Source organism: Segatella oris (assembly GCF_900637655.1).
GTDB lineage: Bacteria > Bacteroidota > Bacteroidia > Bacteroidales > Bacteroidaceae > Prevotella > Prevotella oris.
Genome location: NZ_LR134384.1, coordinates 830,997 through 851,241 on the forward strand (window position 1 = coordinate 830,997; position 20,245 = coordinate 851,241).

13 protein-coding genes and 6 pseudogenes are annotated in these 20,245 nt (G+C 42.4%); 10 read left to right on the forward strand and 9 right to left on the reverse strand.

Translation table 11 applies throughout. The annotated features are described in order from the left end of the window. Positions 1 to 34 precede the first annotated feature (34 nt). From EL210_RS03420 to EL210_RS03430, 3 genes are read left to right on the forward strand one after another with little or no spacing between them, the layout of a single operon-like run. Positions 35 to 3,115, forward strand: coding sequence for a SusC/RagA family TonB-linked outer membrane protein (locus EL210_RS03420; RefSeq protein ID WP_018920981.1), 3,081 nt, complete (start codon positions 35 to 37; stop codon positions 3,113 to 3,115). A gap of 32 nt (positions 3,116 to 3,147) precedes the next feature. After that, positions 3,148 to 5,115 carry a RagB/SusD family nutrient uptake outer membrane protein gene (locus tag EL210_RS03425; protein WP_025879801.1) on the forward strand — a complete coding sequence of 656 codons (1,968 nt, stop codon included), beginning with the start codon at positions 3,148 to 3,150 and terminating at the stop codon, positions 5,113 to 5,115. A gap of 25 nt (positions 5,116 to 5,140) precedes the next feature. Further along, complete coding sequence (locus EL210_RS03430) at positions 5,141 to 6,019, forward strand: BT_3987 domain-containing protein (RefSeq protein ID WP_018920979.1); 879 nt, start codon at positions 5,141 to 5,143, stop codon at positions 6,017 to 6,019. A gap of 496 nt (positions 6,020 to 6,515) precedes the next feature. Here EL210_RS03430 and EL210_RS13750 read toward each other — a convergent pair. From EL210_RS13750 to EL210_RS03450, 6 genes and pseudogenes are all read right to left on the reverse strand, one after another. Next, positions 6,516 to 7,356 (reverse strand): annotated as a pseudogene (locus EL210_RS13750) (IS256 family transposase, variant Zn-binding type). 6 nt (positions 7,357 to 7,362) lie between these two features. Further along, positions 7,363 to 7,422, reverse strand: a pseudogene (locus EL210_RS14080) (hypothetical protein); the annotation flags it as partial. Positions 7,423 to 7,690: 268 nt separating this feature from the next. Continuing rightward, a complete protein-coding gene (locus EL210_RS14005) occupies positions 7,691 to 7,963 on the reverse strand; it encodes a DDE-type integrase/transposase/recombinase (RefSeq protein WP_406675595.1) in 273 nt (90 codons plus the stop codon). 18 nt (positions 7,964 to 7,981) lie between these two features. Beyond that, entirely contained in the window at positions 7,982 to 8,251 is a 270-nt protein-coding gene (locus tag EL210_RS14010) for an IS3 family transposase (RefSeq protein WP_406675735.1), read from the reverse strand. Then, on the reverse strand, positions 8,190 to 8,324 hold the full coding sequence (locus EL210_RS13900) for a hypothetical protein (protein ID WP_256374400.1): 135 nt from the start codon (positions 8,322 to 8,324) through the stop codon (positions 8,190 to 8,192). The genes EL210_RS14010 and EL210_RS13900 overlap by 62 nt, the downstream gene beginning before the upstream one ends. A 134-nt stretch (positions 8,325 to 8,458) precedes the next feature. Then, positions 8,459 to 9,002, reverse strand: a pseudogene (locus EL210_RS03450) (phage integrase SAM-like domain-containing protein); the annotation flags it as partial. A gap of 563 nt (positions 9,003 to 9,565) precedes the next feature. Here EL210_RS03450 and EL210_RS03455 point away from each other — a divergent pair. From EL210_RS03455 to aspA, 4 genes are all read left to right on the forward strand, one after another. After that, a complete protein-coding gene (locus EL210_RS03455) occupies positions 9,566 to 10,912 on the forward strand; it encodes an anaerobic C4-dicarboxylate transporter family protein (RefSeq protein WP_018920976.1) in 1,347 nt (448 codons plus the stop codon). A 52-nt stretch (positions 10,913 to 10,964) separates the two neighbouring features. Then, the gene (ansB, locus tag EL210_RS03460) at positions 10,965 to 12,014 is read left to right on the forward strand and encodes an L-asparaginase 2 (protein WP_018920975.1); all 1,050 of its coding nucleotides are present in this window, start codon (positions 10,965 to 10,967) and stop codon (positions 12,012 to 12,014) included. A 3-nt stretch (positions 12,015 to 12,017) separates the two neighbouring features. After that, positions 12,018 to 13,220, forward strand: coding sequence for a porin (locus EL210_RS03465; RefSeq protein WP_026285990.1), 1,203 nt, complete (start codon positions 12,018 to 12,020; stop codon positions 13,218 to 13,220). A gap of 274 nt (positions 13,221 to 13,494) precedes the next feature. After that, entirely contained in the window at positions 13,495 to 14,907 is a 1,413-nt protein-coding gene (aspA, locus tag EL210_RS03470) for an aspartate ammonia-lyase (protein ID WP_018920973.1), read from the forward strand. Between the two features lie 326 nt (positions 14,908 to 15,233). Here the strand turns inward: aspA and EL210_RS13520 are convergent, their stop codons facing one another. Next, complete coding sequence (locus EL210_RS13520) at positions 15,234 to 15,410, reverse strand: hypothetical protein (protein WP_018920972.1); 177 nt, start codon at positions 15,408 to 15,410, stop codon at positions 15,234 to 15,236. Positions 15,411 to 15,654: 244 nt separating this feature from the next. Between EL210_RS13520 and EL210_RS03475 the strand changes: the two genes are divergently transcribed. After that, positions 15,655 to 16,455 (forward strand): Fic family protein, encoded by an 801-nt coding sequence (locus EL210_RS03475; RefSeq protein ID WP_018920971.1) that lies wholly within the window; start codon positions 15,655 to 15,657, stop codon positions 16,453 to 16,455. A 71-nt stretch (positions 16,456 to 16,526) separates the two neighbouring features. On the opposite strand, the gene EL210_RS03480 is transcribed toward EL210_RS03475, so the two are convergent. Continuing rightward, entirely contained in the window at positions 16,527 to 16,766 is a 240-nt protein-coding gene (locus EL210_RS03480) for a hypothetical protein (RefSeq protein ID WP_018920970.1), read from the reverse strand. Positions 16,767 to 16,996: 230 nt separating this feature from the next. Between EL210_RS03480 and EL210_RS03485 the strand changes: the two are divergent. Then, positions 16,997 to 17,734: pseudogene (locus EL210_RS03485) on the forward strand (IS30 family transposase); the annotation flags it as partial. A gap of 290 nt (positions 17,735 to 18,024) precedes the next feature. Here the strand turns inward: EL210_RS03485 and EL210_RS03490 are convergent. Next, positions 18,025 to 18,430 (reverse strand): annotated as a pseudogene (locus tag EL210_RS03490) (transposase); the annotation flags it as partial. Between the two features lie 205 nt (positions 18,431 to 18,635). Between EL210_RS03490 and EL210_RS03495 the strand changes: the two are divergent. Further along, positions 18,636 to 19,562, forward strand: a pseudogene (locus tag EL210_RS03495) (IS982 family transposase). Positions 19,563 to 20,245 lie beyond the last annotated feature (683 nt).

The following is a 20,245-nucleotide window of genomic DNA, read 5'->3' on the forward strand; positions in this document are numbered from 1 at the left end:
CATATTTCGTATTCTAATTCCAAAAAACAAGACAATGAAACATATAAAGATATTCATGCTGTTGTTTGTCATGATGATTGTCAGTTCGGCTTTCGCTCAAGGCAAATTCATGGTAGCAGGTACCGTCATGGATGAGAATGGAGGACCGCTCATCGGTGTAACTGTAAAGTGTACTGATAAGAGTGTAGGTGGTGTTGTGACCGATTTGGACGGGAAATTCCGTGTGAAAGATATTCCCAACAATGCTGTTTTGGAGTTTACTTACCTTGGCTATAAGAAGTTTGTTTATAAAGTAAATTATAACAAGGAGGGGCTTAAAGTGGTGATGCGACAGGATATTGGCGACCTTGATGAGGTGGTTGTCGTTGCTGCGGGTACGCAGAAGAAGGTTTCCATGACAGGAGCTATCACCACCGTGAAGCCTGAAAATCTCGATGTTCCTGCTACATCAATCACCAATATGCTTGGTGGTAACGTCCCAGGCATTATCGCTGTGACGCGAAGTGGTGAACCTGGCAGCGACTTTTCAGAGTTCTGGATCCGTGGTATCAGCACTTTCGGGGCTAATTCATCAGCACTTGTGCTCATAGATGGTATAGAAGGCAACCTCAACGACCTTGATGCGTCAGATATAGAGAGCTTCTCTATCTTGAAAGATGCTTCTGCAACGGCTGTCTATGGTGTGCGCGGTGCTAACGGTGTGATTGTCGTTACGACTAAAAGCGGTAAGGCCGGCAAGCTGAGAATTAACTTCAAGACCAACTTTATCATGAGTGAAAACGGTCGTGAACCTGAATATTGCGATGCCTATACCTATGCAAAGTTAGCCAATGAAGCACAAATGGCGCGTGGAAATGCTCCGAAATATACGCCGACAGAACTTGAACTCTTCCGCACAGGCCTTGATCCCGATCTTTATCCTAACGTGAACTGGCGTGACGTTATCCTTAACAAACGCGTATGGCAGAACCAGGAATTCCTCAGTGTTGCAGGCGGTGGAACGGCTGCACGCTATTATCTTTCATTGAGTATTCTTAGCAAGGACGGCGTATTCAAGCAGGATAAATCATGTCATGACTATAACACTAATGTCGGTTATACTAAGTATTCTTTCCTCTCTAAGATAGATGCAAACCTAACAAAACGCACGACTTTGAGTCTGAAACTCAATCAGGTGATTGTAGATAATGACGGCCCCGGATTATCAGATAACAATACGTTGTGGAGCGCACAGGCCAACCTTACGCCTGTAACTATGCCTGTAAAATATTCAAATGGGCAGCTTTCATCTTACGGAAAGAATGGCGATCAGATCTCTCCTTACGTTCAATTGAATGAAATGGGCTACAAACAGAACCGCCGTTTGAATACCGATCTCTCGGTAGTCATAGACCAAAACCTTGATTTCCTTACCAAAGGACTGAAGGTACGCGGTATGTTCTCCTATTCTGGTCAGTCAGAACACAACACTACTCATTTCAAGATGCCTGATGTTTATATTGCCAAGGGACGCTATGGTGACGGTTCGTTACATACAGAAAGAACTATTGAGAAGAAAGATGAAAGCTATGGTCAGCAGGTAATCTTCAACAGAAATTACTATTGGGAGCTTAATGGTAGCTACAACCGCAAGTTTGGTGATCACTCCTTGGGTGCCCTCATGATGTTCTATTTGCAAAGTAAGTCGTTCTCATATAAGGATGGAAAGAATGTAAATTCAGTCATCGGAGCTATTCCCTATCGTAACGAAGCACTCTCCGGGCGTGTAACTTATGGTTACAAAGATACCTATTTCACAGAGTTCAACCTTGGTTATACAGGGTCAGAACAGTTCCAGACGGGGCATCGTTTTGGTTGGTTCCCAGCTATTTCAGGTGGTTGGATCCCCACACAATATAAGTGGGTGCAGAAGAACATGGCTTGGTTGGATTACTTTAAACTGCGTGCTTCCTACGGACTTGTTGGAAATGACCGCATCGGTGGAACGCGTTTCCCCTATATTACGACCATAACTAATGGCAATGCAGGCTGGAATAGCCTCTATGGTTCACGTCGTGAAGGGCAGGTAGGTACCGATGGACTCGTTTGGGAAAAGGCCAAAAAGTTTGATATCGGTATTGATGCTCATTTCTTGAAAGGCATGATTGAACTCACAGTTGACTATTTCAAGGACAATCGTACAGGTATCTTCCAACAGCGTGCTACCGTTCCTGACGAGATTGGATTAGAGTCATTGCCTTGGGCTAACATTGGTTCTATGAAATCTCATGGTATGGATGGCAACATCACTTTCACCAAAAACTGGAATCAAGACTGGCGTACAACGCTCCGTGGTAACTTTACTTATTCACGAAATAAGGTTACTAACTGGGAACAGTCAGACATTCGTTATCCTTATCAGTCATATACCGGAGTGCCTTATGGTGTTCAGCGTGGATTGATAGCCCTTGGTTTGTTCAAGGACTGGGATGATGTTTACAGCTCACCGAAGCAGAGTTATGAGTCAAAAGTATATCCTGGTGATATCAAGTATAAGGATGTGAACAATGATGGTGTCATCAATGATGATGATATTGTACCGCTTTCATATTCCAATACACCTGAAATCCAATATGGTTTTGCTGCTGAGGTGAAGTGGAAGAAGATAACCGTGAGTGCGTTGTTTGAGGGAACCGGTCACAGCACTTTCTTCTATGGAGGCACTGGCTTCTATCCATTTGCATGGGAAGCCACAGGAAACTTGCTGACTATAGCAGCCGACCAGAACAACCGTTGGACACCACGTGAGATCTCTGGAACCGAAGCAACCGAGAATCCTAATGCTCGTTTCCCGCGCCTTACCTATGGAGAGAACCGCAATAACAACCGTGCATCGACCTTCTGGCTTGCCAACAACAGTTATTTGCGCTTTAAGAACTTGACCATTCGCTACTCATTCAATCACCCTTGGTTGAGCAAGACACTGGGTGTTTCGAATATTGATGCCAGTTTCATTGTGAACAACATCTGCACTTGGGATAACATCAAGCTCTGGGATCCGGGCCAGGTGGCAAGCAATGGTGCTGCATATCCTATCCAACGCACGTACACATTGCAGTTCAACGTGAACTTCTAAGTGAATAAATAATCTATTAACGACGATTCAATATGAAAACCAAACATATATTATTAGGTGTCATTGCCTCGATAACGATGGTGGCAGGACTCTCTTCCTGCGATGACTATCTGAACACTGATAAGTACTTTTACAATCAGACGAGCCTTGATTCAGTCTTTCAGCGCAAGAGTCTTTTGATGCAATATCTCAATGCTGCATCAGGCTATCTGCCTGCAGACGACCAGCTTTGGACCAATGCAAGCGTACCATTCTGCTTCTCTTCAGACGAAGCTTTCTGTTCATGGAAAGACGACCGTCACGCCGGTATCTACTATGCTATGGGCGAAATCGACAAGTATAAAGGCTATTTTGACGGTTGGGCCAACTACTATAAAGGCATTCGCAAGGCCTATATGATTTTGGAAAGAATGGGTGAATGCCAGGATCTTTCCGAGACAGAGCGCCGTGATATCGCCGGACAATGCCACTTCCTGCTGGCACATTATTACTATTGTCTTGTGCGTCAGTATGGTCCAGTGCCTTTGATTCCGAAGACAATCCCGTCGAATGCCAATGTTGATGACATGACTTATCTGCGTGCCACCTATGATGAGTGCATCGACTTCATTGCTAAAGAGTATGAAGAGGCAGCTCGCATGCTTGATACTGAGCGTTCGTCTATCGAAACATATAAGGTTCCAACTGCCGGCGCTGCACTAGCTTTAGAGTCAAGAGTGTTGCTCGAAGCCGCAAGTCCTTGGTTCAATGGCAATAAATACTATGTAGATTTCAAGCGCCGTTCTGACGGTGTGAATTACTTCAATCAGACCTATGATGCAACGAAATGGGGTAGAGCTGCAGCTGTATGTAAATGTATTATCAACACTGGTAAATATGCGCTTTATACGGTTCCTGCCGACAGCAAGACACCTGCTTTCCCTGCAAATGTATCGACAGCCAATTATCCTGACGGCATAGGTGGTATTGATCCATTCCGCTCCTACAATGACATGTTCACCGGAGAAGAAAGTGGTTTCAACGTATCTGAATTCATGTGGGCCAAGGAAGCATCGTGGGATCTCGTGTGGATTTCGTTCCCTGCGGTTGCAGGTGGAGGCAATGGGCTTTGCGTTAGCCAGAACCTTGTAGACGCTTATCGCATGCAAAACGGTATGGATATCAACGAAGCGGGTAGTGGCTACCCTAATCCTACAGAGGCATGGAAGCCGATTGGAGGGGGTGGGAAGACCTTCTCTAACTATCAGTTGAGTTCACAGGTAGCCAAGATGTATGATAATCGTGAGATGCGTTTCTATGCAACTATCGTGTTCAACTACTGCTATCGCGAGGCAAGTTCCTACACAGGAACGGCTGCCAACAATAAGAATTTCTATCAGACATTCTATAAAGACAGTCCATTTGCTGCTTGGTCAGACTATCCCAACGATAAGTCTTTCTCTGGTTATAACTGTATCAAGTACTGTCATCCATCGGATAAGCCCGGTAATGGGGGTACAGTTCGCAGCAAATACTTCCCATTAATCCGCTATGCTGAAGTGTTATTGAACTATGTTGAGGCCATGAACGAAATGGAAGGCAGCTATACCGACAGTGAGAACAATATCACAGTGACACGTGATCCTGCTGAAATGGTGAAGTATTTCAATATGATCCGCTATCGTGCCGGCTTGCCGGGTATTACGTTGGCAGATGCAGCAGACAAGGCGAAAATGCGCGAACTGATCAAGCGTGAACGTCAAGTTGAGTTTGCACTTGAGGGCCGTCGTTTCTACGACTTGCGCCGTTGGGGTGACTTGCAGCGTACAATGGCCGACCCTTTCATTGTGATGAATGTTGATGCCCGCAGTAATGAACAGCAGAAGTTCTATACAAGAACCGTCAGCTCTTATCAGTATTCGCTCTACAACATCACTAACAAGCTGTGTCTCTATCCAATCAAGCAGAGCCGCATCGACAAGAACCCTAAGCTTGATCAGAACCCAGGTTGGGAGAAATAAAATAACGAATTAAAGAACAAAGACAATGAAGAAGAATAAACATTTCATTATTCTCATGCTCGGAACGGTACTTGTCGGTGCCGGTTCCTGTGAGCCCCAGAGCGACCCTTTGGAGCATGAGCAGTATCAGAAAGAAGTATATTTGGTGGGCGCTGCACAGGATATACAAGACAGGGAAGTGCCGTATGACGGTGACGGAAGCCTCTATGTTTCGGTTGCCATCGGTGGAACTCAATTCCCAGGTGAGGATGTTCAGGTCACGATTAGCTTGGCAAGCAGTGAGAAGATGAAGCTTTATAACTACAAAAACTTCTCTGCTAACGATGTAAAGTATCAGATGTTGCCTTCCAATTGGTATGATTTCCCGTCGTGGACAGGTACAATCAAGGCGGGAAATGCCTATAGTCGCATACCGTTGAAGGTTTACACAGAGAATATTCACCCCGATTCGCTTTATGTTATCCCCTTAAAAGTGGTGTCAACGAGTGCTTATTCTCCCGTAGGAAAAGACACTGTGCTGCTTCTCCACCCTAAGATGATCAATCAATATTCGGGAAGTTACACCTTCGAAGGGGCGACTTGGGAGATGAAGAATGGCAAGAAAGATACTAATACGGCTTCGGTTATCACCACACTGCGTAATGCAACGGCCATGAATAGCTCGACTATTCGCTTGTTTAACAAGGTTGTAGCAGAGAAAATCAGTAATGTTGCCAACTTTACCTATAATATTTGCGTGAACACTGACAATACATTGACAATCACTTCGTATGACAAGTTAGGCATCACTGGCGGCGGTGGAACCTATAATCCAGCGAAGAAGTCGTTCACGTTGTGGTATACTATTGAAGAAAACGGCCACACCTATCGGACAGAGGCTACGCTTACAAAGTCTAATAAGTAACGGGATGTGGTTGGAAGATAATCTAAAATCCTAAGATTTCAGTGTATAAAGCGTTTCTGTATAGGTATTCTGGGTAGGCACAGACAATGTGCCTGCCCAGGATTTTATGTTTATAAAGCGGATGTATGTCAATGGGGAAACTGCTATTTGCCTATGCAAAATAAGATTACTATAGGTAGCATGTCTGCTATGCCCATTCACCTTGCAGGCTGACAGCTTACATTTGTCTGCTTTATTTGCTTTGTTGTGGTCTGTATAGTTGCAAATAATGAAGTATAGGTTGCATCTTTCTAAAAATATTTACAATTGTTCTCATAAGCTTTATGAATTTGAAATACGAACCTATTTCATTCAAAATAGATGCTGTTTTTTGATAATTTGCAATTTATTGACTATAGAATGTTATGTTATTCCTTTCTTTTTATAATGAAAGATTACGCTGAAAAATCATGTAACTTACAGCGTAATGGACATTTGGTAGGCTGGTAATTCCAGTCTACTTTTTCATATTTAGAAATCCATCTATGAACTTCTTTTTATTAGTCTCCTTCATTCCATTATGATTATGCAGTACTCTTTTAAGTTGTGAGTCAAATCCTTCCAAGAGATTTGTCGTATTGGGTATCTTAATTCCAGATATTCTTTATACGTATAGAGCCATTTAAGATGTGCATTTACAGAACGCCTTGCAGTTCTCAGCCTTCTATGTGTATAGATTGTCTTGCCGGAGATTAGCAGCGTTCGTTCATCGAGGAATTCTTTCCATTCATCACACCATTTATCAAAGCCTGCTATAAATTCTTCTTTCCCGATAGAGAACATATTTTTCATTAATGCTAGCAGTTCGATGCCTGCGGACGAATGTGGCTTGTTGGTAAGAAGCCTTCTACCTATCAGTAACAGGTGGAATTGACACATTTGCACGGGGCAGGGAGTTACAGCCTGCAAAAGCCCGACATGTCCATCGCACACCACTACCTTTATCCGAATTCCACCCTCCTCAATACATCTGAATCAAGGTAATCCTTGTTGGTTTCGTTCCTGACAAACTTTCGATGAAGTATCCTGCCTAATGCAGCATCTTGAAACAGCATTACACCAAAGGTCTTGAAAAAGTAGGTCGTATCCAGTATTATGGTTGCAGATACAGGATAGAAGGGAGTAAAGCTTTCTGCCACTGAACTTAACCTACAACGTATGGTTCTTTCTGAACATTTGTGAAGAATGGAAAGCTCAGAAATGGTTCGCTTCTCGGTCAGATAGTCATTCCATAAACAGACATTGTCTATACGCCGACCACTTTGAAATTGCCTGCCACAATCTCTGCAAAAGTACATTTGGACGTTACGTCGGGGCCCATTCTTTTTTACATTTGAGCTGTTACAGAATATACAGTTTTTTATTCATGAGTTTTCAAATGCTACAAAGGTAATAATAAAGGACATTCGAGAGTTTTCAGCCTATCAAATATCCATTACGTAAGAAATTCATTCTTCATTAACCCAAAGAAGTTCTCCGTTACGAAGCTGTTCCGCAGCTCTCTTGTAATCAATTTCTTTGTTGTTCATAAAAAATAAAGTGTATAAAACTGTTTCTTATTGTAGTCTGACACAGTTTACTTTACACTCTCGTTAACCTTGCGTAACATGCTTTGTGTAATATCGTGCTTCTTCAACATTGTCTGATACATAGCATGCTGGTATTGCCGCCTTGGTCAGAATGCATGATAAATCCCTTTAACTCTTTATGCTTTCTAAACACTTTATCCAATATACTTTTGATCATCTTTATATTTGAACTTTCTGCTATAGTATATGAGATTATCTCACCATTGGACATGTCGAGAATTGGAGATAAATAGAACTTTGTCCCACAGACTTTCATTTGGATGACATCTGTCGTCCACTTCTGGTTTGGAGCATCTACACCGAAGTTCCAATTTATCTTATTGGGAGCGTTCTTTCAGACTTCTTCTTTATATGAGTTGTAATGCTTCTTATTGCGCAAGGCTTTCAGCCCCAGCCAGTTCATTAACTTTTGGACAGTCTTATAATTTATAAGAATACCTTCATTACACAATTCAAAGTATACCCTGCGATAGCCATAGCACTTATGATCATCTTCGTATATCTTCTTTATCTCTATTCTTATATTGTCATAGCTATCACTGTCATTTGTGTGAGCGATGATAATAGAACACAGAACGATCCATTCCTGTCCATTTCTGCATATACTGCAATGAATGTTCTTTAAGCCTTAGTTCATCAATGGCTTCTGCCCAGTCTCTCTTAGTTGGGCTTTCCATTTCTCTACTAAGACTCTCTCACTTTTTTATAGAGCATTCTCCGTTCTGAGCTCCTTGACTTCTTTCCTGAGCTTCTCTAATTCTATCAATAGCTTTTCCCTTTCTTCCCATATCAGGTGGTCTACCTCGTTTCAAGAGTGTAAAGTGGACAGGGCACTTGAAACGCTGCTGCGTTTCAGCTTGCGGTCGATGGTGAGATAATACTCGAAGCCTTTAATAAAGGTTTTATCCAACTGTGAAAGGGGAATGTCGCTTACCTTGTGTTTCTTCTGCACATATTCACGGAGCAATGAGAGTTGATAAGTGCGGAGCTTGAACGTTTTCAAGGCTCGGCCAATGCCGATACGTTCCTTTGTCTGTGTAAGATACTCGCTGTAACTCTCCAAGAGCAAGGTTTGACGGTGGATTTGTCCCTGATAGGCATCCCTTACGTCTGTGGCGATAAAGGATTCTTCCCTTTCACAGAAGTTCGTGAAAGCGTGAGTGGATGAGTGCGATGCATTCACCGAGTTTTTGATTGACGGATACCGCAATGGCACTCTTGCCGATGAGCCGCTACTTACGGCTGTCCCAAAGATATGGATGAGTCTTGCACTTGGTGGAGAATCCCGAATGGGTTCTGCCCATGGAGATACGCCCGATGACAGGCACAAGTCCTTTCTTATCGGTTCGTTTCACCTAAACGAAGAACGATAATTTCTGTTTGTTTTCTTTTATTTTCCTATTGTTTTTTCTAAATTTCCTTCGCTTGCAAAGGTACAGAAGAACAAGTGTTCCTTAGCGATGCAAAAAAAATGAAAGATAAGGAATAAAAAACTATGTATCAGTTATTTAGCTTCAATTTGTAATTCCTTTTTGCTTTTTCCTTGATGGGTTACGATTTGGTAACGGAACTCCTGCCGTTTGATGATAGTTTTCGCTTACCCTCAAAATAGTAAGAAAATGCTAAATGATACTATTTCAAATAGTTACATTCCTTTCGTTTCCCGATATTTCCCTTAATTCTTAGCTACCGATTACGCACGAAAAGGAAATGAAAGAGGGAAAACTCGAAACCATGAAAACAACTTCGCATTAGATTATCCACTTTTCGGAACAAGGATGAAGATAACTTACTTCTTGTTTGCTTATTTACAAAAACTATGCAGGATTTTGTAAATAACTTATGCTATTTCCCCTCTACCTTTGCATTTACGAACGAAACAATAATATAATCTTTACGAAATCTTATCACGTTCTGTATGGTAACATCTTTGATAATTCTGCAACTGTTTATAGTCTTGGCGCTCATCTTTATCGGTGCACGTGTTGGCGGCATCGGCCTTGGTATCTATGGTATGGTGGGCGTGTTTATCTTGGTTTTCATCTTTGGACTGAAGCCTGGGAACCCGCCTATCGACGTGATGTTGATTATCGTCTCAGTCATCACTGCGGCAGCTTCCCTGCAGGCGGCAGGCGGATTAGACTATCTTGTAGGGCTTGCTGCAAAGTTTCTGCGCAAGCATCCCGAACACATTACTTATTATGGCCCACTCGTTACGTGGCTTTTCTGCCTCGTTGCTGGTACGGCCCACACGTCGTATTCACTGCTCCCGATTATCTCAGAGATAGCCACCAATTCGAAGATACGCCCCGAACGACCGTTGAGTGTGGCTGCGATAGCAGCTTCATTGGGCATCACGGGCAGTCCTGTTTCAGCAGCTACGGCCGCCATTATCTCTGCCGATTTGCTTGGTGGAAGGGGAATTGAACTGAAAGATATATTGATTATCTGTGTTCCGGCATCGCTGATAGCCATTCTCGTGGCGTCATTTGTGCAAAACCGTATAGGGAAAGAGCTTGTTGATGACCCCGAATACCGACGCAGGGTGAAGGAAGGCATCATCAATCCCGAGCAAGATGCCAAGAACATGGAACAGATGGAAGAGCATCCCAACCCACGGGCGAAGTACTCGGTGATAGCATTCCTTGTGGCCGTTGTCATGATTGTGATATTCGGTTCGGTGCCTTCGCTTCGCCCATCTTTTATGGTTGATGGCGAAACGGTGCGCATGGGAATGCCCGAAACCATTGAAGTTGTCATGATGGCCATGTCGACCGTCATCCTGCTTGTAGGTAAAGCCAAGGTGCAGGATGCCGTGAAAGGCAGTGTCTTTGGTGCCGGCATGAATGCTATGGTGGGCATTTTTGGGATTGCATGGATGGGCGATACGTTCTTCAATGGCAACCTTGCTTTCTTCAAAGCACACATTGCAGGCATCGTAACCCAATATCCGTTCCTCTTTGCCGTAGCGTTGTTCTTCATGTCGATTATGCTCTTCTCGCAGGCTGCAACTGTAAGAACACTCTATCCCTTGGGCATTGGTTTGGGTATTGCTCCATTGGCATTGGTAGCCATGTTCCCTGCCGTGAATGGCTATTTCTTCATTCCCAACTATCCTACCGAAGTTGCTGCAATCAACTTCGACCGCACAGGAACCACGCGCATTGGTCGCTTTGTCATCAACCATAGCTTCCAGTTGGCGGGCTTCATCACCACCTTCGTGAGCATCGGTGTGGGCTATTTAGTCATCACCTTCCTCTATTGAGAATTTTTGTAACCTATTATAATATTATTATTAACCTATAAACATAAGAAATATGAAAACATTCAAGATTTCTTTTTTGATGCTTTTTGCATTAGTCTTTACGCTGACCGTAACTGCAAAACCGAAGATTCGCATCATCGCTACAGGCGGAACTATCGCCGGAGTGAGTGCCAGTGCAACCTCTTCTGCTTATAGTGCAGGCCAGGTGGGTATTCAGACACTGATTGATGCAGTACCCCAGATTAAGGATTTAGCTGAAGTAAGTGGCGAGCAACTCGTCAATATTGGTAGTCAGGACATGAATGATGCCGTTTGGTTAAAACTTGCCAAGCGCATCAATCAGTTGTTGAACAAGGAAGGCTATGACGGTGTATTGGTGACCCACGGAACTGATACCATGGAGGAAACAGGCTACTTCCTGAGCCTCACTGTACATAGCGACAAGCCTGTTATCCTTGTAGGCAGCATGCGTTCTTCAACGGCAATCAGCGCCGACGGCCCTGCTAACCTCTACAATGGGGTGGCTGCTTTGGTTGACCCATCATCAAAGGGACATGGCGTTATGGCTTGCATGAACAATGAACTCATCGATGCCAAGAGCCTTATCAAGACTCATACGACCGACTGCGGAACCTTCAAGGGCACTTATGGTGAAGTTGGGTATGTTTATAACGGTAAGCCTTATTATATCTTTGAGCCTACTTACAAGCACACCACAAAGAGCGAATTCAATGTTGACAACCTTGATAAGCTGCCGCAAGTAGGTATCATCTACGGTTATGCCAACTGCTCTACATTGCCTATCGAGGCTTTCGTGAAGGCAAAATATGACGGTATCGTATTGGCCGGAGTAGGTGATGGTAACTTCTATAAAGATGTGTTCGATGTAGCTGTTCAGGCTCAGAAGAATGGCATTCAGATTGTACGTTCAAGCCGTGTTCCTACAGGGCCTACTTGTTTGAACGGCGAAGTTGACGACAGCAAGTATCATTTCGTTGCAGCCTTGAACCTCAATCCGCAGAAAGCACGTGTGCTCTTGCAGCTTGCTTTGACTAAGACACACGACTGGCAACAAATTCAAAAGTATTTCGAAGAGTATTAAACCATGAATAAGACATTGTTAACCTGCGCATTATTGACCGCATCATTGACGGCAGGCGCACAGAACGGAGCCAATATCGGCATGGGTGGAAGCGAAGGCAACTACGCTTCATTAGCCGAGAAAGTGGCAAAGATAGAGAAGAAGAACGACGCTTTCAACGTGTATTTCAACTATGCAGCAAGCTTCCAGGCTGAACGAAACAGTCTCGTTGACGAGTGGCATACAGGCTTTGCCAACAAGCAGTTGCGCCTTGAAATCAAGGGTAATATCGGCGATCATCTCTTCTATCGTTTACGTCATCGACTGAATAAAACCAATGAAGCCCGCACCCAAGACAACTTCTCTAAGGCTACAGACATCATGATGGCCGGCTGGAAATTCAACGACAAATGGAGTGTTCAAGCTGGTAAGATGTGTCAGATTTGGGGAGGCTTTGAGTTTGATGAGAACCCGATGTACATCTATCAGTACAGCGATATGGTCGACAATATGGATAATTTCATGGCAGGCGTTGTGGTTTCTTATAAGCCTGTTCCAACCCAAGAGTTTGCCGTTGAAGTGTCGGATGCCAACAATGATAGCTTTAGCAAGGTGTATGGAGCAGGTGCCGCTTCGCAGGAAGAAAACAGCGTTCGCCCATTGACCTCATCACGAAATCCACTGACTTACATTGCAAACTGGAACGGAAGCTTTGCTGATGGCATGATCAATACGCGCTGGTCGTGGGGTATTCAGACGCAGGCTCGCCACAAATACAGCCGTATGCTTATACTTGGTCAGCAGTTGAATCTCGATAAGTTCCAGTGGTATGTAGACTACATGGGGGCATGGGATGGCTTGGACCGCCTTGGAATAGCTACATCCGATTTGGGCTTGAATGGCGGAGGTCACAACCTTTATGCAAGCGATGTTCACTACAATAGTTTCATTACTAAAGTCAATTGGCAGTTTGCTCCACATTGGAACTTGATGCTCAAGGGTATGTATGAGACGGCAAGTGTCAGTAAGTTGGAGCGTGGGAAGAACTATCGCAAGAGTTTCGGCTACATGAGTAGTATGGAATATTATCCACTGAAAGATCAGGATTTCCGCGTATTCTTAGCTTATGTGGGTCGCAAATACGACTTCAGTGAGAAGTCGGGACTGAAGGATTACAACACCAACCGTATTGAGTTGGGCTTCATGTATAGGATAAAGGCGTTCTAAACACCTGCCCTCTCCCCCTCAAAAAGTCTCCCCCTGGCCCCTCCGAAAGGAGGGAGGCCGAACAAACGGAGGCTTTTTGGGGGAATAAAACGAAAGAGTAAATATATTAATAATTGTGAGATTGAGACACTGTTCATTAAAAATAATTCCTCATTCAACATTCCACACTCCACATTAATCATTAGACTTTTGGAGACCATTCAACACTTCTCGTTCCACATTCCACATTAAGATAACTTCTCATTCACCATTCAATATTTCAAATTATACAATTATGTCAGAAGAAAAATTCAGAATAGAGTCCGACCTTTTAGGCGAACTTAAAGTGCCGATTAACGCATATTATGGCGTACAGACACAGCGGGGTATCAATAACTATCACATTTCACGCAAAAAGATGCGTGACTATCCCGACTATGTCGTAGCTATTGCCTATGTAAAATTAGCTGCCGTGCAGACCAATCACACGCTTGGTGTCATCAATGACGAGATTGCCGGCGCTATCAGTCAGGCCTGTCAGGAAATCATAGATGGTAAATTCCATGAAGACTTTCCTATCGACATGATGCAGGGTGGCGCCGGAACATCTGTCAATATGAATGCCAACGAGGTGATTGCCAACCGTGCACTCGAAATCATGGGTCATAAGAAGGGCGAGTATCAGTATTGTTATCCTAACGATCATGTGAACTGTGGGCAGAGCACTAACGATGTTTATCCTACTTCTATCCGTCTGGCACTCATCCGTATGAACAAGAACCTTGTGGCAAGTCTCACGGGGCTGATCAGTGCCTTGCGCTATAAAGGCGAGGAATTCAGGGATGTTCTGAAAATGGGCCGCACACAGTTGCAGGACGCTGTGCCTATGACTTCAGGCCAGGAATTCAATGCTTATGCCAACAACCTTGAGGAGGAAATCCTCAATCTGGAGCGCAATATCAAGCTGTTGCATGAGATTAACATGGGTGGTACGGCTATTGGAACCGGTCTGAACGCTGTTCCCGGCTTTGCAAAACTTTGTGCCGCTAATTTGAGTAAGCTCACGGGAGAACCTTTCGTGTCGGCAACCGATCTTGTCGAGGCTACTCCTGACACAGGCGCCTATGTCAGCTTCAGCAGTGCTTTGAAACGATTAGCCGTTAAACTCTCAAAGATGTGCAACGACCTGCGCCTTATGTCATCAGGACCTCGTTGTGGTCTTAACGAAATTAATCTGCCTCCAAAAGCCCCAGGCTCTTCCATTATGCCGGGTAAAGTGAACCCTGTTATCCCGGAAGTAACCAATCAGGTCTGCTTCAAAGTCATTGGTAATGATGCCACAGTGACATTCGCTGCCGAGGCCGGGCAGCTCCAACTCAATGTCATGGAGCCTGTAATCACCGAATGCCTCTTCGAAAGTCTCTGGTGGTTACACAATGCTATTGATACGCTGACCGAGGAGTGTATTCTCGGTATTACGGTCAATAAGGAGCGTTGTTACGACATGGTGAAAAACTCTATCGGTATTGTTACGGCATTGAATCCTTACATTGGCTACAAGAACAGTACGAAGGTAGCTAAGGAAGCCCTCGAAACCAATCGTTCTGTCTACGACATTGTGCTTGAGAAAGAACTTATGACAAAGGAAAAGCTTGATGAAGCACTCGATCCTAAAAACATGCTCGTGTCGCATAAGTTCATCAAATAATCAATTCTTTTTAAATCATTTGAGGCTGCAAGGAAATTATCCCTGCAGCCTTTTTGTGCTGGATTGTCGATTCAGATATAATGATGTTGTCGAAAATCAGGGTATATTATGCAAGCGAAGTCTGTCACTTCGGTTTGTAACTTGATGCAGATTACACGCCAATTTGACGCAAATTGCGTGGTAACTTGATGCGGATGGCAAGCTCATTTGACGCAAATCACAAACAAGGGTGATGAGACTTTGGAAACAGCCTCATACAAGCCAAGGAACAGCGGCTTTTGGATAGTTCATGTATTATCGATGAGAATGCCGACGACAATGCCGTTTTACAAGGAGAGCCAGCCATAGAGAACCATGGCCGAGCCTATCACGTAAATATTGAAGATGGCCTTGTTGATAATCCTCGGGCACTCATTTTCGGGCACACGCTGCAATGAACGAACGGTTTTGGCAATATTGCTTGTTTGATGATATCTATCTGGAAACTCGATGATTTTCTTCATTTGGGCTGTAATGTTAGGTTCAGTGAATGATGATTTTGCTATGAACAACGTTACTCAGAAACTATGAAATCCTTAGAATCAGCCTATTTCATAAGTGCTGCAGGCACTCCCATTTATTGTTAACAGCGCTTATTCCGCGACATTAACCAAAGATGCACAGCTCCCTATACGATGTACTTTTTCTTATTGAAAAATTGTTTAATCTACCGAAATTTAGTATTTTTGTTATCTTTAAGATAAGACTATGATAAACAAACAGGAATTTTTAGAACTGCTGGAAGAATATAAAAGATTGGAGTTTGAGAAACAGATAGATTATGAAAAAATCCATCTGTACTCAATAATAACTCATTCTACGGGCATTGAAGGTTCTACAATGACCGAGATAGACAATCATCGACTTTTTGATGAAGGCCTGCCTGCCAAAGGTAAAAGTATCGTTGAGCAGAATATGAACCTTGACCTGAAAGCTGCCTATGAAAGAAGCATGGAGTTGGCCAAGGCACATACGCCTTTTTCTATTGGTGTGTTGAAGCATTTATCTTCATTAGTCATGCGAAGGACAGGAGCAGAAATCAGTGGTCTGGGAGGTTTCTTCGATTCCTCGCGAGGCGACTTACGTCTCCTTAATGTAACAGCTGGATCTGGCGGGAAAGCATACATGAATTACTTGAAAGTGGCACAGAGACTCAAAGAATTCTGTGAAGAAATGAATGAAAGACGGGAACTGCTGTTAAAACATCCTGATGTATATGAGCAATATCGATTGAGTTTTGACGCACATCTAAAACTCGTAACGATTCATCCATGGGCCGACGGTAATGGTAGAATGTCAAGATTGATGATGAATCATCTTCAGCATGAATTTGGTTTGCTTCCTAATAAAGTGTTGAAGGAGGATAAGAATGAATATTTTGCTGCTCTGGAAAAGTCAAGAGAGAAAGTTTCCGCCCTCCCATTCCACGACTTTATGTTTAAGGAACATGCAGAATATCTCCAACATGAAATTGAAAACTACAAATTATCCATGGAAGAGAAAGGATAACAGAAACTTTACTGAAATACATCATTCTTTTTTTGAAGTTTGAGCAAAACAGTGCAGAAAGACTTTCTGAGCTATTCTTTTGAATGATGACACACTTTTGTTGACAGGTAAAGCTCCCAAGGGGCTGAATTGATTTGTTGAATCAGTTTTTCATTTTCTTCTTGCAACTTTATTATTTTTGCATTAGCTTCAGATGGAGCTACACTGTTTCCTCTCACCCATCCATAGCGTGGGTGATGCTTTATCTGATAATCTAAACTTGTAGATACCTTTCCTGCTAAATCATCTGCATTTGTCCAGCTTTTATACATTCTACTTTTAACCAATGATTCAAAATCAGAAAATTTAGTTCTTGCAGTTTAAATTAGTAAATGCGACAGTCTCTGGTGACAAATAGTTTACAAAGAACTATGAAAAACACCGAGGGGCTGCCCAGTGGCGGGGGCTCGCAGCTCCCGAGAGCGAAACAGAAGATTACGATTAAACATATATTAGACAAAAGGGAGACCACGGTCTCCCCAAGATTAATTAATTTTGTATTATGAAGTTCCATCAATTAACCTCGGAGCAAAGATACACAATTTCTGTCTTACTCCAAAAAGAAATGTCCAAGAAAGCAATTGCAGAAGCAATAGGCGTTCACAGAAGTACAGTATACCGTGAAATAGAGCGTAACTCCTCTGAATATACGGGTAAATACACCTATACGGTTGCCGTCAGGAGAGCAAGAAGGCGCAAGCGACGCTATCAGAGCCCTCGCAAGATGACGCCTGAGATGTGGCGGAACATCAGTAAATATCTGAGGATGGGATGGTCTGCACAGCAGATATGCGGGCGCATGAAGGCACTTGGCAGGAAGTGTGTGTCTCACACGACTATATACAAGTACATCTGGCGGGACCGTAATGCTGGTGGAGACATCTATAAGTACTGTCGTTTCCAGTTCAAATACAGGAACCACTGGCTTAAAAGAGACAAAAAGATACTCTCGGGGAATCGGAAAAGCATAGACGAACGTCCTGCCTGTGCTGACGGAAAGCGGTTCGGAGACTGGGAGATGGATCTGATCATCGGCCCGGGAAACTCATCGGCATTAACCATGGTGGAGAGAAGTTCCAATCTTGGGATTATCAGAAAGTTAGCAAAATACAAGACGGCCCGGGAGGTTTCCAAGGCCGTAACAGAGGCTTTGAGACCCATAAAGGATGCCGTACATACCATAACTACAGACAACGGACCGGAGGTTATGCAGTATGAGGACATTGAAAAATCTTTAGGATGGGTAATTTAAAGGAAACAATGAAACGAGCTTGGAAATGAACTTTCGGATTGTCGGATAAAAGAGGCGGACGACAATATTTCCTTCTCTTATACTGGACTCATGTTATTGTAATATTGCAATAAGATTCACCACAAAACCAATGCAAACAATGATACTCCTTCATTAAATTTTGGAAACTGAAAAACGAAAAATAAATCTCACTCTATAGCTATTATTCAATGTAATCAGTTTTATGACAAGATTCTTATCGGACAGTCCCTTTGGCCGCTTACAATGAAAAGTGAGGGAACCTGTGCTATGTTTTTAAGTTTATCATTCACAGTTTCTATAAAGACTCTTTTTCTGAGTAAGAGTTTGCCAGAAACGCTGATTAAAGCACCTCTCATATTACTTTTCAACTTGATGATAAGTTGTATTCCATCAATGAAAAGTCTTTGGAAGAGGTTTTTGCCGATGTATCCCTTGTCGCCAAATAGATTCTCATATATGAAATCTACAAATGCTTTGTATTCCAAAGTCTTACGAGCGTCAACATCTTCTGGTGTTATCATAAAGTTGAGAAGCTCTTCTTTCTCATTGCAAATCAAGTGCAATTTGAATTCGAAGAACTAACCCATAGAGCATTTATCTCTGTGAACTATACCCTTGAAAAACTTTATGAGTTTATATTCTTTGATTCTTGCAGACACGAATTCATCGAACTCACATTAAAAATTAGGTAACAAATCAGGAAATAGTCCAGACGATGGTCCGTGAAAGTAATCATACCGCAGAACTATACGCGGATTCGGTTTAAGAAAGTCCTTGGAAATGTTGGTATTCTCGTTAGTTTTTTGTAACCTTATAGTTGAGAATCAAAAACTTACAAAACAACCAAGCGATGATTACTAAAGACTAAATTACAGAAATTTTCTGTATTATTGATGAGTTTGACAAGAATTTAAATATCGAAATAGGCAAAGACCTATGTTTACCTTCCTATTGGACATGGGAAACGTTGCAGAAATCGTAAAGGAAGGCTTTCTGAAGGTGAAATCATGACCATACTTGCATATTATCATTTCGGTACATATCGTACTTTTAAGGAGTATTATCAGGACTATATCCGTAGCTGGCTCAAGAAAGAATTCCTAACTTCCATTTCCTATAATCATTTTGTAGAACTTATGCCCCGTGTGTTCTTCAAGATGATACTATTTATGAAACTCTATGTCTTCGGAAAATGTACAGGTACAATATTCGTTGGCAGTACGATGTTTCCTGTATATCACAATGTAAGACGATATTTTAACAAGGTCTTTGCCTGTCTTGCCAAGAGTGGGAAGGGGACCATGGGCTGGTGTCATGGATTCAAGCTGCATCTACTTTGCAATGATTCCGGTGAAGTCATAACATTCAGTCTTACAGGAGCAAACCTAGACGACAGAGATAGTAGAGTATGGACTGTATTTGCAAAGGTACTCTATGGAAAGGTATTTACTGACAGAGGGTATATCAAACAGGGGCCCCTCAAAAGTTTGTTCGATCAGGGTCTTCTACTCGTTCATGGGCTTAAAGCAAGAATGAAGAATAAACTTATACCCATGTGGGATAAGATTATGATGAGAAAAAGATATAGCATCGAATATATTAGCTCCTAAAGAATAAAGCGACACCGTACACTCACGACACCGATTGATACATAACTTTATCATGAACTTATGTTCTGCCCCTTACTGCATATTGCTTTTATGAGAATAAGCCTAAGGTACTGCTTGTATATATGGAAAAGTCAAGGCAGTTAGAACTTTTCATACTAAACTTATCCGAACTCGCATATTGTTAGGATGAGGTAAAGGTACAAAAAGAAAGAAAACAAAATCAGAAATGTACGGAATTAACACTTCTAGTGGCAAAATAATATCAAGGATATTATAATATTTGATTTTTTATCTTAATTTTGCGATGAGATTAGGTGTTTTTAGAAGCTATGTAGAATAAAGAATAGGAAAGAAACTCGCTCGTTCCCATCCCGTACCCCTTTTACCCTTTATTCATTCTTATTTTGTTGATTTTCTGAAAAATACAAGTTTTTTGTTTTTTTGCGGTCATAACTTTGATAAAGGTGTAATATAACAGGATATTAATATAGTAAATCGCCTGAATAGAAGCTTATTGAAACAGACAAATAAATCGTTTGGCATTTGGTTTTGAATATTCTGTTCTCATGTTATTTTATAAGAGATTTTTGTTGATCATTGATGAGAAAGGCAAAGGTTTATACCAATGCGAGAGCAGAGAAGGGAATATCAAAACTTTCAGGATGTTCTATAATGATGTTTATAAGTATAGAATGTGGGAAAGCCATGCTTACACTCCCATTCAATCAGAGGATAAAGCATGGCTCTCTGGCACTACTACAACAACTATCAATCTTTTTCCTTAAAGAAGCTAAACGATACTAAGCAATCTAACCAAAGTAGAGTAGTGCCGAAGCATGTAGTTTCGTTGGATATGTTTCTGATTATA